This is a genomic window from Brevundimonas vesicularis (assembly GCF_900445985.1).
Taxonomy (GTDB): Bacteria; Pseudomonadota; Alphaproteobacteria; order Caulobacterales; family Caulobacteraceae; genus Brevundimonas; species Brevundimonas vesicularis_D.
Map to the genome: position 1 here is coordinate 1,495,790 of NZ_UAQP01000014.1, position 14,341 is coordinate 1,510,130.

At 66.7% G+C, this 14,341-nt stretch carries 17 protein-coding genes and 1 tRNA gene; 15 read left to right on the plus strand and 3 right to left on the minus strand.

All coding sequences use genetic code 11. The annotated features are described in order from the left end of the window. Positions 1–51 precede the first annotated feature (51 nt). Positions 52–756, plus strand: a complete 705-nt coding sequence (locus tag DT343_RS16455; RefSeq protein ID WP_181669222.1) for a LexA family protein — start codon at positions 52–54, stop codon at positions 754–756. 24 nt (positions 757–780) lie between these two features. Here DT343_RS16455 and DT343_RS16460 read toward each other — a convergent pair whose 3' ends face one another. After that, positions 781–1,356, minus strand: a complete 576-nt coding sequence (locus DT343_RS16460; RefSeq protein ID WP_112863730.1) for a hypothetical protein — start codon at positions 1,354–1,356, stop codon at positions 781–783. 259 nt (positions 1,357–1,615) lie between these two features. Here DT343_RS16460 and DT343_RS16465 point away from each other — a divergent pair, with 259 nt between their 5' ends. The 11 genes from DT343_RS16465 to DT343_RS16515 are packed head-to-tail and all read left to right on the plus strand — an operon-like array spanning position 1,616 to position 10,336. Then, positions 1,616–2,086, plus strand: coding sequence for a hypothetical protein (locus DT343_RS16465; RefSeq protein WP_112863731.1), 471 nt, complete (start codon positions 1,616–1,618; stop codon positions 2,084–2,086). 13 nt (positions 2,087–2,099) lie between these two features. Next, entirely contained in the window at positions 2,100–4,055 is a 1,956-nt protein-coding gene (locus DT343_RS16470) for a ParB N-terminal domain-containing protein (RefSeq protein WP_112863732.1), read from the plus strand. Further along, a complete protein-coding gene (locus DT343_RS16475) occupies positions 4,055–4,471 on the plus strand; it encodes a hypothetical protein (RefSeq protein ID WP_112863733.1) in 417 nt (138 codons plus the stop codon). Before DT343_RS16470 ends, DT343_RS16475 begins: the two co-directional genes overlap by 1 nt. After that, positions 4,471–5,127, plus strand: a complete 657-nt coding sequence (locus DT343_RS16480; protein ID WP_112863734.1) for a hypothetical protein — start codon at positions 4,471–4,473, stop codon at positions 5,125–5,127. The genes DT343_RS16475 and DT343_RS16480 overlap by 1 nt, the downstream gene beginning before the upstream one ends. Next, positions 5,127–5,597 carry a hypothetical protein gene (locus DT343_RS16485; protein ID WP_112863735.1) on the plus strand — a complete coding sequence of 157 codons (471 nt, stop codon included), beginning with the start codon at positions 5,127–5,129 and terminating at the stop codon, positions 5,595–5,597. Before DT343_RS16480 ends, DT343_RS16485 begins: the two co-directional genes overlap by 1 nt. Then, positions 5,597–6,736, plus strand: a complete 1,140-nt coding sequence (locus DT343_RS16490) for a DUF5131 family protein (RefSeq protein ID WP_112863736.1) — start codon at positions 5,597–5,599, stop codon at positions 6,734–6,736. Before DT343_RS16485 ends, DT343_RS16490 begins: the two co-directional genes overlap by 1 nt. After that, the gene (locus DT343_RS16495; RefSeq protein ID WP_112863737.1) at positions 6,733–7,239 is read left to right on the plus strand and encodes a hypothetical protein; all 507 of its coding nucleotides are present in this window, start codon (positions 6,733–6,735) and stop codon (positions 7,237–7,239) included. Before DT343_RS16490 ends, DT343_RS16495 begins: the two co-directional genes overlap by 4 nt. Next, a complete protein-coding gene (locus DT343_RS16500; RefSeq protein ID WP_112863738.1) occupies positions 7,236–8,348 on the plus strand; it encodes a hypothetical protein in 1,113 nt (370 codons plus the stop codon). Before DT343_RS16495 ends, DT343_RS16500 begins: the two co-directional genes overlap by 4 nt. After that, a complete protein-coding gene (locus DT343_RS16505; protein WP_112863739.1) occupies positions 8,345–9,037 on the plus strand; it encodes a DUF2786 domain-containing protein in 693 nt (230 codons plus the stop codon). Before DT343_RS16500 ends, DT343_RS16505 begins: the two co-directional genes overlap by 4 nt. 52 nt (positions 9,038–9,089) lie before the next feature. After that, positions 9,090–9,284, plus strand: a complete 195-nt coding sequence (locus DT343_RS16510; RefSeq protein WP_112863740.1) for a hypothetical protein — start codon at positions 9,090–9,092, stop codon at positions 9,282–9,284. Between the two features lie 5 nt (positions 9,285–9,289). Next, positions 9,290–10,336: a tyrosine-type recombinase/integrase gene (locus DT343_RS16515; RefSeq protein WP_066554623.1), complete on the plus strand. Its 1,047-nt coding sequence runs from the start codon at positions 9,290–9,292 to the stop codon at positions 10,334–10,336. 49 nt (positions 10,337–10,385) lie between these two features. On the opposite strand, the gene DT343_RS16520 is transcribed toward DT343_RS16515, so the two are convergent. Beyond that, a tRNA-Ile gene (locus tag DT343_RS16520) sits at positions 10,386–10,461 on the minus strand. 212 nt (positions 10,462–10,673) lie between these two features. Here DT343_RS16520 and DT343_RS16525 point away from each other — a divergent pair. After that, complete coding sequence (locus DT343_RS16525) at positions 10,674–11,471, plus strand: SIMPL domain-containing protein (protein ID WP_112863741.1); 798 nt, start codon at positions 10,674–10,676, stop codon at positions 11,469–11,471. Between the two features lie 72 nt (positions 11,472–11,543). Here the strand turns inward: DT343_RS16525 and panD are convergent, their stop codons facing one another. Then, on the minus strand, positions 11,544–11,900 hold the full coding sequence (gene panD, locus DT343_RS16530) for an aspartate 1-decarboxylase (RefSeq protein WP_039246844.1): 357 nt from the start codon (positions 11,898–11,900) through the stop codon (positions 11,544–11,546). Between the two features lie 222 nt (positions 11,901–12,122). Between panD and sppA the strand changes: the two genes are divergently transcribed. Both sppA and DT343_RS16540 read left to right on the plus strand, forming a co-directional pair. Beyond that, positions 12,123–13,901: a signal peptide peptidase SppA gene (gene sppA, locus DT343_RS16535; RefSeq protein WP_112863742.1), complete on the plus strand. Its 1,779-nt coding sequence runs from the start codon at positions 12,123–12,125 to the stop codon at positions 13,899–13,901. Between the two features lie 104 nt (positions 13,902–14,005). Further along, positions 14,006–14,329, plus strand: a complete 324-nt coding sequence (locus tag DT343_RS16540) for a hypothetical protein (protein WP_112863743.1) — start codon at positions 14,006–14,008, stop codon at positions 14,327–14,329. Positions 14,330–14,341 lie beyond the last annotated feature (12 nt).

Genomic DNA, 14,341 nt, shown 5'->3' on the forward strand with positions numbered 1-14,341 from the left:
CTGTCGTCAAGGGGATATTCACCCTCAGAGGTGGAAACGGCGCCTGCCACAATGCCGCGCATGATCGAGATCGACCGCGACAAGCTGCGCCAGCTGATTGCCGACCGAGGCACATCGCCTCGCGCCGTCTCGCGAGGCGTGGGCGGAAACGACCATCTGGTCCGCGACATCCTCTCCGGCCGCAGCCGAAACGCGCGCGCCGACACGATCGCCAAGATCGCCGACTATCTGGAGGTGCCGTCCAGCGCCTTCATGTCCGGTAGCGACGCGGCCGAGCGCGCAGCGACGATCGCCGCCGCCACCCTGCCGATCCGGGGCGTCGTCCAGGCCGGCGCATGGCTCGAGATCGATGAGGACCAGAGCGAGCCTGAGACTTACCCGGCCGCCGCAGATCTCCGCTTCCCCATAGCCGCCCAATGGCTGTCGGTCGTGCGCGGCGACTCGATGAACGCCCTGGAGCGGAACGGCCAACCGGCCGCGATCTATGACGGCGACATGGTCCACTGCGTCGATGTCACGGCGATCGAATACAGCCCGCGCGATGGCGACATCGTCGAGGTCGAACGGATCCGCGCCCAAGGCGGCGTTCGCGAGGTGACGCTGAAACAAGTCGAGATCATCGGCGGCGTCGTGCAGCTGTGGCCGCGTTCGACCAATCCGCGCTGGACCTCCCCCATTCCCTACGCCGACGGGGACGTCTCCGACACCGAGGTGCGGATCCGGGGCTGGGTTATCGGCTCTCTGCGGCGCTTCTAGCCCGTCGCGCCGGCTGACCGGCGGTCAGTAGCAGCTGAGTTCGGCCACGCGCGCGGCATCGACGTTTTCAGTATAGGTCGTGAACACAAGCCGGATCGGCTCATTCGCCCTGACGCCTTGGGCCGTGTCGTTGGTCCAGCCGATATTGCGATTGGATGCGTCGAACAGGGTGATCGACGCATAGAGGTTTCGAGGGCAGTCCTTCTCGCTGACCAGATTGACGGCGAAGCATGTGACGCCGCCGCCGCGACACTCGCTGCGCGAAGGTTTGGTCCACTCGATCCCGATCCGACCGCCGGCGTCGGTCTCGTGCACGGTATAGCCCGACGGCGGGCTCCAGAGGGACTGCTGCGCCTTGATGTCCTGAGCAATGTCGAAACCGCCCGACGGCGCGCCCGACGAAAAGATTGTCGCGATCAGCCAGCCCGCCACGACCAGGCCGCTAACAACGACCGCCGCGACGCCGCACCCACCCATGCCCTTGGGCTTGGGCTGAGCGGGAGCGATTGCGGTCGGCGCGACGACCTGTTCGCCCGACGCCTCCAGCTGCGCCACGCGTTCGCGAAGCGCTCGAAGTTCTTGGTCTTTGTCGTCGGTCATGCGCGCCCCTCAGCCGCTCCAAGGTCGCAACCACTGAGTGAAGGGTCAAGCCGATAGCGCGCGTCTGGACGGGTGAAATGCACCCCGTCCGAAGACGCCGAAAAATCCAGAAAGGGGGAAATATCACCCCTTCGGCTTGACAGGGTGAAACTTCACCCATTATTCCTCGCCTTGTCCGCACCGACAAGGCGTTGCCCTAGCGCCACCGGCAATCCCGCCGGGTCCGGTGCGGACACCCACCCACGGGAGCGTCCGCGCCATGTCCAACGTCCTGCCTTTCCCGACGAACCCGGTTCGTCACCTCTCCGTCGGATCGACCCTGCGCCTGGCGCAGCGGGTCGATGCCATGGTCGCCCGATCGGTCCGCCCCGGCGTCGATCGCGTGGCCGACTGCGTCCTCGCGCTGGAGGCGTCCTGCTACACCGAACCGTGCATCGTGGCGGCGCGCAACATCGCCCGCGAAACGCGCGTCGCCGTCGTCATGCCCGGTTACGACCGCCTGCTGACCTCGGACGACGCGCGCGCTGTCGCCCACAGACTGCGCGCCGACAACGCCTTCGCCGGAGCCTTCGGCACGGCCCTCCGATTGGATCAGGTCGCCGACGCTGCCGATCGACGCTCGCCGGATGGCGGCCCGCTGAACCCGCGCCCGAACAAGACGGGCGCCCGCTTTCTCATCATCGCCACCCTGATCGCCGCCGCCATCTGCGCGCTGCGCGCCTTCGCCTGACCGGATCCCGATCATGCTCGAACTGAATATCCTCGCCGTCCAGAACGCTGACGTCCTGCGCGCCCTGGCCACGCCGGCGGGCCGCCGGACAATCCCGTCGGTCAGCGCCCTGGCGGCTTTGATCGGACGCGACCACTCCAACCTCAGCAAGACGCTGAAGGGGATGGAGGGGGCGGGCCTGCTGCACGCCGAGCCGATCGCCAACGGCCTAACTCCGGACGGCCTGTTGCAGCTCGAGGCCATCAACCGCGCCGAAACCGCGGAGGGCGGGGAGGGCCTTCCGGACGGCCTGCTGGCGCTGCGCCATGACCAGATCCTGCCCGATCCGGACAACGCCCGTCAGGACTGGACCAGCGACGAGGCGAAGGATGAGCTGGACGCCCTGCGCGCCGACATCGTCAAAAACGGCCTGCTTCAGAACCTGGTCGTGCGCCCCATGGCCGAGGATGATCTTCAGGACGCGACGATCACCGTCGTCACCCCGGCCGGCGAACTGACCCTGCCGCGCTATCGCCTGGTCGCCGGCGAACGCCGCTGGCGCGCCATCGGCGAGGCGATCAACGACGGCGACTGGGAAGCCGAAGAGCCGATCCTGACCCGCCTGCTGGACCGCGACGCCAAGGAAACCCGCTTCGCCGCCATCGCCGAGAACCTGCTGCGTCGCAAGCTGAACCCGATCGAGAAGGCCAAGGGTTTCGAGCAGCTGGCGGAGCTGGGCTTCGAGAACAAGCTGATCGCCGAACGCCTCGGCTACACCCCCGAACACGTCCAGCAACACCGCCGCTTCCTGAAGCTGGACGAGGCCGATCAGCAGCGCATGACCCTGCCGCGTGACGACCCCAAACACCTGTCGGTGCGCGACGCCCGCCAGAAGCTCACGGCGAAGGACAACGCCCCGAAGCCGATCGACCTGACCCCGGCCGAATGGCTGGCTGCCGTCGAAACCATCTTCGCCGCCTACGAGATGACCGAGTACGGCAACCTGTGGAATGAGATCGTGGTTGCCCCGGATGCCAGCGCATCGCCTGAAGGTGCGCGCCTCCAAGCGCTTGACGTCTTGGATTTCTCAGGCATCAAGCAGTTCGGCTCGCGCCTCGGCCGCTTCGTCGTCAAACGCGGCTACGGCGCGCCCCTCGGCGTGGATTGGTGCAATCCCCCGCTGCCCGCTGGACTGCATGCCAGCGAATCGCGGATCGCGGCCCTCCGCGAGGCCCAGGCGAAAGTGTTCGGAGCTGAAGCGCCGAAGTGGGACGATGAGGCGCCTGTTCTCGGCACACCCTGGCTGGCTGATCCCGGCGAGCTGACGGCCGAAGGCTCCGCACTGGTCGAGGCCGCGCGAGTGGCGTCGGAACAGCGCGCCAAGGAAGATCAGGACCGCGCCGCCGCGAACGCCGCGCGTGACGCGGTCTGGGCCGAAGCCCGCCAGCGTCATCTGCGCCTTCTGGCCGCCGCCCAGGAACGCCCGGAGGCGGGCCAGCCGGATGAAGTCGTCAGCATCGCCAGCGACCTCGATCGCCCCTTGCCTTGGCAGGCCTTGCCCTCAGGCATCATCGCCGCCGCCAATGGCAAGACGGTGAAGGACCGCCTCAATCACTACGCCGCGCCAAGCGAGCAGGAACTGGCGATCAATCAGATGATCGTCGTCGCCGCCAACGCCGCCGGCGGCGTTCTGACCCCGACGCCGGCCCAAGCTGACGCGCCCAGCGAAGAGGAGTTCGTCGAGGCGATCACCGCCGTCGCCGCCGACCGCCGACCCGATCTGACGGAGGAGCAGGCCGCCGAACTGGCCGCGCAGATCCTCGCCAGCTTCCTCGACGACAATGGCGTCGAGTTCGGCGAGGACGGCTTCGACTGGACCCACGAGGGCGCCGTCATCCTAACCGACGAACACCTCGCCGCCGCCGGCGACACGCCGACCGGCGACGACGGCACGGACGACGCCGGCGCGGATCAGGACGAGGCCGCCTGATGGACCGCCCCTGGATCGAAGGCGTCGCCCTGCTGGCCGCCCACAACCACCCGACCCACGCACCCCGCAACCTGTATCGCCGGAGATACCGCATGTCCCACGACGTCCGCTTCGCCATCCTGACGGCCAACCCCGCCGACAAGCCGAAAGCCTTCCCCGACGTGGAAGCCTTGGCCCGTCACATTCAGCGCGAGCGCGGCCTTCAGGCCCTCGAACTGGTCGAGGTCGAAGATCTCGAGATCGACGGCGACACGCAGAACCGCCGCGCCGTCTCTGTCTTCGCCCTGGACGCCGGCAACGACCGCGATCGTCTGATTGGCCACGCCTACCTCAACGGCAAGGGCCGCGACGTCCTGCAAGCCGCCCTGCGCCGCAATCGGCTGGTGATCGCCGACGACATGAAGGATGCGGCGTGATGAGCGACACCGTGGAACTGCCGATCTTGGACTTCCCGCGCCTCAGCCTGAATGAAGGCGTGGACACGTCGCGCCCGATCCCGATCCTGATCAAGGTGGCGAAGGAAGGGGAAACCCCGAACGTCTTCTACGCCCCGAATGCGGAAAGATTCTCGGTCGACTTGAAGGGCGCTGAATACCTCGAGCGCGCGGCGGCCGAGCGCTTGCCTGAAGCGCGCGAACGCGCCGCCAACGTGCGAGCCGCGAAGGCACTGATTGCCGCGCCGACCCTGACGCCAGAGGAATGGGCGGCTTCCGGTGAATGGGCGAAGTGGGTGTGCGACGGCGAGGAAACCTACGCCGGCAGCGTCGAGGAGTTGGTCGAGAACCTGATCGACATGGGATCCGCGCCGCCCAGCTACTGCTACGTCACGACCGCGAAGGGTTTCGATTTCGATCTTGAGGACGCCATCGAAAACTACCTCATGGACGAGCACCACGAGGACGCCGAGTGCAGAGATCTGCCGAAGCTGATCGACTTCTTCAATGAGTGGAAGAAGACCGAGACAGTCACGACCTACTGGCCCGGCTCGACCGTCGTCGTCATCGACGCCAGCCGCTTCGCTGACGAGATCGCAGCAGCCAAGACGTTGGTCGCAGAGGCGGAGGCCGCCTGATGGCCCGCCTGAAGATTGACATGGCAGGCGCGCTGGCGAACGCCATTGACCAGCTAAAGGGCGTGGAGCACCCCCTACGCGGCGCGCCTGACGAAGACAGCCGCGCGTCCTCGGCTGCGATGCTCGAACAGATCGTCGAGCATTGCCAACTGCTGAAGTCGGGCCGAGCGCTGCCAACGGATTTCCTGAGCTTCTACTGCCTCACCGCCGATGTTCACGCGCCGCTGGTCAACGCCGCCGACTACGCACTCACAGAGGCGATCGTGGCGGCGCGCGCGCGGCCTCCCTACAACTCGGCGCACGAAGGGTTCGCCATCATTCATGAGGAGGTGGACGAGTTAAAGGCGCACGTCTGGACCAACCAGAAGCGGCGCGACCTTGAGGCGATGAAGACCGAGGCGATCCAAGTCGCAGCGACGGCGATCCGCTTTGCCGCCGACTGCTGCACGGAAGAGCGGGGGCGCCGCTAATGGCGGACAACACCCACATCGAATGGACCGATGCGACCTGGAACATCGTCACCGGGTGCAGCGTCGTCTCGCCGGGCTGTACGAACTGCTATGCGATGAAGCTCGCCGGCACCCGCCTGCGCGACCACCCCTCGCGCAAGGGCCTGACGACCGACAGCAAGGCCGGCCCGGTCTGGAACGGTGAGGTGCGGTTCAACGCCGACTGGCTGACCCAGCCGTTGCGCTGGTCCAAGCCGCGCAAGATCTTCGTCGCCGCACATGGCGATCTGTTCCACGACGGCGTCACCGATGACCAGCTGGACCAGATCTTTGCGGTCATGGCGTTGTGCCCCCAGCACGTCTTTCAGGTTCTGACGAAGAGACCGGAGCGGATGCTGGCCTACTTCGCCCGCCTCGCGGAATCGCAACGAGCGCTCGACCACATGTCGTTCATCGTGCCGCAGCTGATCGAGGACGCCGCCGCCCGCATCGACGGCGCCTCGCATGGCGTCAGTCTGGACGATACCGCATGGCCTTTGCCGAACGTGTGGCTGGGCGTCAGCGCCGAGGACCAGGCGCGCGCCGATGAGCGAATACCAATCCTGCTGGAGACGCCCGCCGTCGTGCGTTGGGTTTCGGCCGAGCCGTTGCTTGGACCAGTCCACCTGACTGCCATCCAAGCGCCCCGATATGCGCCCGAAGACCACGAGACAGACTGGAAGTACAACTGCCTCGAGACAGGTGATTACTATTTCTTCGACTGCGGTGACGGCTTCAACGAAGGCGGCGACGGTCCCGACCGCCGCCATCGCATCGACTGGGTCGTCGTCGGGGGAGAGAGCGGACAAGGCTCTCGCCCAATGCACCCGGACTGGGCGCGGGACATCCGCGATGACTGCGCCGCCGCCGGAACGCCCTTCCTGTTCAAACAATGGGGCGACTGGACGCCGGGCGAGAACGCTCAGAACACCCTCGGCCGCACGGTTGAGACTGCTGATTGGTTCAATGACCAGTGGCACTTTGAAACCCTGACCCCGGCCTCTGCCGAGGGCATGCACATCGACGATGAGCCGACCTGCTACCGCGCCGGAAAGAAGGCGGCAGGTCGTCGCCTGGATGGCGTTCAGCACGATGGCTATCCGGCGGAGGTCGCACAGTGAGCAACTTCCGTTTCCAGGACTACGTGACCTCCGGCGCCTTCACCCTGTCGCTGGCCCGCAGCCAGGTCATGGCCATGCATCGAATCGCTAGCGGCGCGGACCACTACGCCTGCGCCGCTACGGCGGCCCTTGAGCGCAAGGGGCTGATCGTCCCTATCGCCGCGCCCGACGACTACGCCCCCGACCGCCAGGAGTATCGGGCCACAGGGGCGGGTCTGATGGTTGCCGCCTTGCTGACTGAGGCTGGCCTAACCCAGGACCAGCGCGACGCCACCGCCGCCGAGGTGACGCGCCTTCAGCAGGAGATCGAGGACCGCCGAGCCGAGGCCCACACCGCCCGCACCGCTGCGCGCTCCGCCCTTGCTCGCCTTGACCGGGCCGAGACCGACCTTGCCAACGAACGCGCGAAGCAACGGCGCGGGAAGCTGATCATCCCGATCCTGCGCCGCGACCCGCTGCCGAATGCCTCGCGCGCCGAACTCGACGCCATGGTGCGCGAATGAACGTCTACGCTGAAGACCTCCGCCGGATCCGCAAAAGCTACAGCGGCCATGTCGCCACCGCCGTTCCGTCGCGCAGCTTCGTCTGCCGCACGGGGAGGTCATGGGCCTATGGCTTCACCCTGACTTGGGCGCCCGGCTCGATCTCAGTGTCTGGCGACGTCGGTGAGATCATCGTCCGCAACCATGGCCTGGGCACATTGAAATCGGCTCTGCGATGGGCGGCCGGATCGGATTACGACTATTTGCTTAGCAAGTCCGAGATCCGGCAAAGCTACGATGCGGACGCCACGGCCCGACACATCATTGAGGCTGCGAATCGCCAAGCCGTGAGCAGCCTTCAGACGATCCGTGAGGAATTGCAGTGGTGGCGGCGGTGCAAGCCTGACGCCGATGACTACCGCGCTGATGAATACGCAGCAGAAATGGAACGGTGGCGGGCCGATCGGCCGACACGCGATCACCTGAAGTGCCGCGACAGCGATGAGGGGCGCCCCTACTACGCCCGAGAAGACAAAGGTCTCGTCGCGCCTGACGGCTGGGACGTCTGGCTCGGCATCTGGAAGGGCGTCCATCGCTACGGGGACGCGGACGACATCTTCACTCGCGGCGGCCGCAGCGCGCTCGCCGAAGAAGTTGAGAGCCTCTGTGAGAGCCGCGATCGCGCTGTGGGTTTGGCGATCGACGCCGGCATCGATGACTACTATGGCGACGACCGCTTCACCTTCTCGGATCTGATGCGGGTAGAGGCGGTGCGGATCGGCGCGCGGCTCGCGTTGGGCGTTCTCGAACAAGAGGAGTTCGACGCCAACCCCTACGCCTGGACCGACTGCGACTTTTGGGGGAACACCACGCCGCCAAGAACCGGGTTTGAGGAGTGGGTCGCCCGCGCCTTCGTCGATCATGCGGCGTTGACGTGGGACCACGCCATGACCACGGCGCGGGTCACGGTGGACGTCGAACTGGATATGCTCGACCAGGGCTACAACCGCGCCGAACACCGAGTCCACACCCGCGCTCGCTATGGCTGCGAGGCGCTTCCCTGGACGCCAGAGGATGCCCTGCGCATGGCGCTCGATGAACTCGAGCACTGGCGGGAGGATGCGGCATGAGCGAACGCGAGCGCATCGCCGCCCGCATTCGCGCTCTGCGGGCCAAGACGGTCGAGAACGGCTGCACCGAGGCCGAAGCCATGGCGGCGACCGAGAAGCTCGCCCAGCTGCTGGCCGACTACAACATGACGATGGATGAGGCCGATCTGCGCGCCTCACCCTTCGGCGACCATGTGCATGACGCCGCCGGCACCGTTGGCCTGAAGCTTTGGAAGCCCGCGAGCGCGATCGCGAAGCTGACCAACACCCGGTACTGGACCGGCGGTCGCGCCGCACCGACCCGGATTACCTTCGTCGGCCTGACGCACGAGGTCGAGATCGCCGCCTATCTGCTCGCCATCTGCGAACGCGCCATGCGCACGGAATCGGCGGCGATCATGCGCGCTGTCCGCCACCTCCCGCACATAAAACAGGCCGCCCGGGTTATGCCCTTCCTCGACGGTATGGCGGACCGGCTCGCCGCGCGGATCCTCGCTTTGATCCCGCCTCAGCCAACCGGCCGGGGACTTGTCGTCCTGCGCAACGCCCTGATCACCGAAGAGCTGGCCAGGCGCGGCGTCAAGATCGAGACGGGATCTGCGAGGCGGCCGATGAACTGGGGCGCCTACCGCGACGGTCAGCGCGCGGGCGACGGCGTCGCCCTCAATCCCGGCGTCGCCGCTCCCTCGGCCGCGAGGGCGCTGCGATGACAAACCCGGTTCGGCTCAACATCAGGGCATTTGCCGATGAGGCGGCAGCCGCATGACCACCCGCGTCGCCTTCACCGCAGCGGACATCAAGCGCGCTATGGGCGTGATGGAGAAGTGCGGCCATCAGGTCGCGGCCGTTGACTTCCCCAAGGAAGGCGGGTTTCGCTTGGTGTTGGGCGACCGGATGGAGGTCGCCGCAGCAAAGGCGAGCGGGCGGAACGAGTGGGATGACGTTCTGCCCCAATGAACGGCATGGCGACGATCGACCTGGCCTATGTCCAGCGGTTCAAAGACCGCCATGGGCGGATACGCCATTATTACCGCCGCAAGGGCTACGCGACTGTTGGGTTGCCGGGCGATCCAGGCTCGGCCGAGTTCATGGCGGCCTATGCCCTGGCGCACGGCCGCGCGCCCAAGGCTGACCCCGCAACGAAGGTCCAGCCGCGCTCGATCAACCACCTGATGATCGAATACTATCGCTCGGCCGACTTCCTCGATCTCGAGCCTCAGACCCAGAAGACCTATCGTCAGATCCTGGATCGCTTTCGGGCTGGGGCTTGGGGCGGCCGGTCCGCCGTCTCGATCGAGCCGCAGCATCTGAACGGCATTTTCCACCAGATGGCCGATCGGCCCGGCGCCCAGCGCAATCTGCGCAAGCGTCTGATGAAGGCCTTCGCTGTCGCCGTCGAACTGGGTTGGCGCAAAGACAACCCGGTCCGAGAGACCAAGTCTCGAAAGCGCAAGTCCAAGGGTTTCATCCCCTGGTCGGAGGCCGAGATCGAGACGTTCGAAGCGAAGTGGGGGGAGGGCACGCGCGAGCGCCTCGCGCTGTACCTCTTGCTTTATACGGGTGTCCGCCGGTCCGACGTCGTCGGCATGGGTCAGCAGCACGTCAAGAATGGCCGAATCGCCGTGACTCAGGACAAGACAGACGTCCCGATCTGGATTCCGGTCCACCCGCGTTTGAAAGCCGAGATCGCCCGGCACGGCGCCGGGATGACGTTCATTCTGACGCAGTACGGCAGGCCGTTTTCACCGGCCGGCTTCACCAGCTGGTTCGTAGAGCGCGCGACGCTTGCCGGCGTGACGGGCCGCACCCCGCACGGCCTGCGCAAGGCGGCGGGCCGGCGGCTGGCTGAAGCTGGCGCGACGACCAAAGAAATCGCCGCCGTCCTGGGCCATACCAGCCTCGACGAGGTGGAGACCTACACGCGTTCTGCGGACCAGGCGAAGCTTGCAGACACGGCGATCGCCAAGCTCGAAAAGGCCGAAAAGAGAACGGCCGGTGTCAAACCCTGAGTGTCAAACCATCTAAAACCGTTGTTTTCATTGTCGAAAACGAAGGGGGTGGTAGGCCCGGAGGGACTCGAACCCCCAACCAGACCGTTATGAGCGGTCGGCTCTAACCATTGAGCTACAGGCCCCCAAGGCGCGCCTCGGCGGTAGGGGTTTCGCCTAGCAGGCGCGGGCGCGCCTTGCCAAGCGGGGGCGGGCAAGAAGGCGATCTTTCGGCGATTTCACGAAGATGAACGGAAACTGCCACGGCGCACGGGCGTTGGTTCAGGCGAGAACGGCCAAGGTCGTTGCAACGGATCGGCGAACGCGCCGGTCCCGGATCGCTTACGGAGAAGACTGCATGACCCGCACCCTGGCCGCCGCCCCCCTGAAGACCGTTTCTTTGAAGACCGTCGCTTTTGGCGGCGCCGTAGCCGCCGCCGCCTTCCTGGCCGCCGCCACGCCGCGCGCCATGGCTCAGACCGCTGAACCCTCGATGGGAGCCATGCACATGATGCAGCCCGCGCCGTCGCTGAACCTGTCGGCCTATGGCGAGGTGAAGGCCGCGCCGGACATGGCCAACGTCACCTTCGGCGTCCAGACCGAGGCCGTCACGGCTCAGCAAGCCATGCGTGACAATGCTGCGCAAATGACGCGCGTCGTCGCCGCCCTGCGCCGCGCGGGCATCGCCGAACGCGACATCCAGACCTCGGGTCTGAACCTGTCGGCGCAATATGACTACGTCCAGAACGAGCCGCCCAAGCTGCGCGGCTATCAGGCGGTCAACCGCGTGACGGTGGTCATCAACGACCTGAGCAAAGTCGGCACGACGGCTGACGCCGTGGTCGCCGCGGGCGTCAACCAGATCGACGGAATCAGCTTCGGCCTGAAGGATCCGACCGCCGCCGAAAACCAGGCGCGCCAACTGGCCGTGCGCAACCTGCAGGCCAAGGCCCAGCTGTACGCCCAATCGCTGAACGTCCAGCTGTCGGGCATCCGCAACCTGACCGAGGGCGGCGGCTATGCGCCCCCGCCGCCGATGCCGCCGATGTTCGCCGCCCGCGCCGTGTCGATGGATCGGGCCGAGAACACCCCGGTTTCCGCCGGCGAACTGACGGTGCGGATCGACATCTCGGGCGTCTACGACATCGCCCGCTGATCGCATCGACTGCATGAAGAAAAGGCCCGCCGTCGCCGGCGGGCCTTTTTGCAGTCTGAGAGGCGAAGCGCCTTAGCCGGCGGTCTTGATCGCGTTGGCGTCGTCCAGCAGGACCACGTTCGGGTTCCACTGGCGCGCCTCTTCCTGCGGCAGCTGGCCGTAGGTGACCACGATCACCTTGTCGTTCTTCTGCACAAGGCGGGCGGCGGCGCCGTTGACGCCGATGACCTTGGAGCCGCGCGGCGCCTCGATCGCATAGGTGGTGAAGCGCGCGCCATTGGTGATGTTGAGCACATCGACCTGTTCGTGCGGATAGATGCCGGCGGCGTCCAGCAGGTCCATGTCGATGGCGATCGATCCCTCGTAATCGAGATCGGCCTGGGTCACCGTGGCGCGGTGCAGCTTGGACTTCATCAGGGTGACCAGCATCGTGCGGTCTCCGAAAAACGCGGGGCGCAGGCCCTCGCTCACAGGCGGCTCATATAGGGATTTCCGGCCCCGGCATCAATCCGCACGCTGCGCCGCAGCAATCGGGTGCGGCTGCGAACGCGACGTCAACCGACGGATTGCACGCACGTCATTTGACGACGGCCTGCGTCCCCCTATGCTGGCGACGCCATTTCCGGCCTGCGAGCGCGCGTTTTCCCTCCGATGAAGCAATTCTTCCTGACGGTCCTTGGTGTCTTCACCGGGCTGATCCTGTTCGTCGTCGTCATTCCCGTGGTGCTGCTGACGGTCGCCGTCGCCTCGTCGTCCAAGCCGACGACGCCGGCGACCACCGTGCTGGAGCTGGACTTGCGCGGCGGCGTAAGCGACCAACCGTCGTCCAATCCGTTCGCGGCCTTCGGCAGTTCCGGCCTGGCCCTGACGGACGTGGTGGATGGCCTGCATCAGGCCCAGAGCGACAGCAGCGTCAAGGCTCTGCTGATCCGCCTGCCGGAAAGCGGCATGACGCCCGCCACCGCCGACGAACTGCGCCAGGCGATCCATCGCTTCCGCAACGCAGGCAAGCCGGTCGTCGCCCACAGTCAGGGCTTTGCCCCGTCGGGCGCGGTGATGTCGACCTATATGGTCGGGGCATCGGCGTCGGAGCTGTGGATGCAGAACACCGCCGGCTTCCAGGCCACGGGCTTCTCGGCCGACAGCCTGTTCCTGGGCCGCGCCTTCCAGAAGTACGGCGTCAAGCCCGAGTTCGAACAGCGCTACGAATACAAGAACGCCGTCAACGAATACACCCAGAGCGACTACACCGGCCCGCACCGCGAGGCGATGACGGCCTGGATGACGTCGATCTACGACACCGCCCTGGCCAACGCGGCCAAGGATCGCAAAACGACGGCCCCGGCGCTGAAGACGGTGATCGAGGCCGGCCCCTATTCGGCCGAACAGGCCCTCAGCAACCAGCTGATCGACAAGGTGGGCCAGGTCGAAGAGGCCGAGATCGCCATCAAGACCCGCGCCGGCAAAGGCGCCGAAATCGTCGAGTTCGGCAAATACGCCAGCCAGAAGGGCGAACGCACGGGTTCGGGCAAGAACGCCATCGCCATCGTCGGCGGAGAGGGGGCCATCGTCACCGGGCGGGGCGGCGGCGCCAGCTTCGGCGGCGGCTCGTCCATCCATTCCGACGACACGGCCGAGGCCATCTATGACGCGATCGAGGACAAGAGCGTCAAGGCGATCGTCTTCCGCGTCTCATCGCCGGGCGGTTCGCCTGAAGCGTCCGAGCAGATCCTGGCCGCCGTGCGCGCGGCGCGGGCGGCGGGCAAGCCGGTGGTGGTGTCCATGGGCGCCTATGCGGCCTCGGGCGGTTACTGGATCAGTTCCGAGGCCGACTGGATCGTGGCCCAGCCCACGACCCTGACCGGCTCGATCGGCGTGTTCGGCGGCAAGTTCGTGCTGGCCGATGCGCTGGGCCGGTTCGGCGTCGACATGCGTGAGCTGACGGTGGGCGGGGACTACGCCGACGCCTTCTCGCCGACGCAGGAGTTCACGCCCCAGCAGCGCGCGGCCTTCGCCGGTTCGATGGACCGGATCTACGACGACTTCATCACCCGTGTGGCGACGGGCCGCAAACTGTCGCCGGACCGGGTGCGCGAAATCGCCAAGGGACGCGTCTGGACCGGCGCCCAGGCCCTGCCGCTGGGTCTCGTCGACCAGCTGGGCGGCGTGACCGAGGCGGTGAACAAGGCCCGCCAACTCGCCAAAATTCCCGACAATGAGCCCGTCCGCTTCAAGCATTTCCCCAAGCAGCAGTCGCCGTTCGAGGCCCTGTCGGAAATGTTCGGCGTCCAGACCGAGGCCGCCAAGGCCCTGGTCATGCTGGGCGGGGTCATGGCCGATCCCCAGGCCCAGGCCGTGATGCGCCGGATCGACAGCGACCGCATGCGCAGCCAGGGCGCGGTGGTTCTGGCCGACCAGCCGATCTTTTGACGGGCGCGGCGCACGCGACCGTGCGTCGCGGTCCATTGACCGCAGGCCCCGATGGACCGACATTGCGTGTCAGGCGTTCCCCGGATCGCCTGAAAGGATGACCCATGTTCCAGCCTGAACGTCTCGCCGCCATCGGCTATGCCGCCCGCCGCCGTCCCAACGGCCTGGTGGCGTCCGTCATGTGGGTCGCCGGCATGATCGCCGCCGTCTGCGCCATGGCGGTCGGCGCCGTCCTCGCCGTCTTCACCGCTGCGGCCGTGGCGGTGATCGCCCTGTTCGCCGGCGTTCTGGTCTTTCTGGTCGGTCTGGTCATGCGCACCCGCCGCAATATTGCGCCGCGTCGCCGCAACAGCGATCCCGACCTGATCGAGGCGCACAAGGTGGATGGCGCCTGGGTCGCCTATGGCTGGGAGCGCAACGGCCGCTGAGCCGACGCCGCC

What these genes read in the sequence shown, in the direction of transcription:
- DT343_RS16455 (WP_181669222.1), top strand. Translation starts at nt 52, where the DNA reads ATGCCGCGCATGATCGAGATCGACCGCGACAAGCTGCGCCAGCTGATT.
- DT343_RS16460 (WP_112863730.1), bottom strand. Translation starts at nt 1,356, where the DNA reads ATGACCGACGACAAAGACCAAGAACTTCGAGCGCTTCGCGAACGCGTG.
- DT343_RS16465 (WP_112863731.1), top strand. Translation starts at nt 1,616, where the DNA reads ATGTCCAACGTCCTGCCTTTCCCGACGAACCCGGTTCGTCACCTCTCC.
- DT343_RS16470 (WP_112863732.1), top strand. Translation starts at nt 2,100, where the DNA reads ATGCTCGAACTGAATATCCTCGCCGTCCAGAACGCTGACGTCCTGCGC.
- DT343_RS16475 (WP_112863733.1), top strand. Translation starts at nt 4,055, where the DNA reads ATGGACCGCCCCTGGATCGAAGGCGTCGCCCTGCTGGCCGCCCACAAC.
- DT343_RS16480 (WP_112863734.1), top strand. Translation starts at nt 4,471, where the DNA reads ATGAGCGACACCGTGGAACTGCCGATCTTGGACTTCCCGCGCCTCAGC.
- DT343_RS16485 (WP_112863735.1), top strand. Translation starts at nt 5,127, where the DNA reads ATGGCCCGCCTGAAGATTGACATGGCAGGCGCGCTGGCGAACGCCATT.
- DT343_RS16490 (WP_112863736.1), top strand. Translation starts at nt 5,597, where the DNA reads ATGGCGGACAACACCCACATCGAATGGACCGATGCGACCTGGAACATC.
- DT343_RS16500 (WP_112863738.1), top strand. Translation starts at nt 7,236, where the DNA reads ATGAACGTCTACGCTGAAGACCTCCGCCGGATCCGCAAAAGCTACAGC.
- DT343_RS16505 (WP_112863739.1), top strand. Translation starts at nt 8,345, where the DNA reads ATGAGCGAACGCGAGCGCATCGCCGCCCGCATTCGCGCTCTGCGGGCC.
- DT343_RS16510 (WP_112863740.1), top strand. Translation starts at nt 9,090, where the DNA reads ATGACCACCCGCGTCGCCTTCACCGCAGCGGACATCAAGCGCGCTATG.
- DT343_RS16515 (WP_066554623.1), top strand. Translation starts at nt 9,290, where the DNA reads ATGGCGACGATCGACCTGGCCTATGTCCAGCGGTTCAAAGACCGCCAT.
- DT343_RS16525 (WP_112863741.1), top strand. Translation starts at nt 10,674, where the DNA reads ATGACCCGCACCCTGGCCGCCGCCCCCCTGAAGACCGTTTCTTTGAAG.
- panD (WP_039246844.1), bottom strand. Translation starts at nt 11,900, where the DNA reads ATGCTGGTCACCCTGATGAAGTCCAAGCTGCACCGCGCCACGGTGACC.
- sppA (WP_112863742.1), top strand. Translation starts at nt 12,123, where the DNA reads ATGAAGCAATTCTTCCTGACGGTCCTTGGTGTCTTCACCGGGCTGATC.
- DT343_RS16540 (WP_112863743.1), top strand. Translation starts at nt 14,006, where the DNA reads ATGTTCCAGCCTGAACGTCTCGCCGCCATCGGCTATGCCGCCCGCCGC.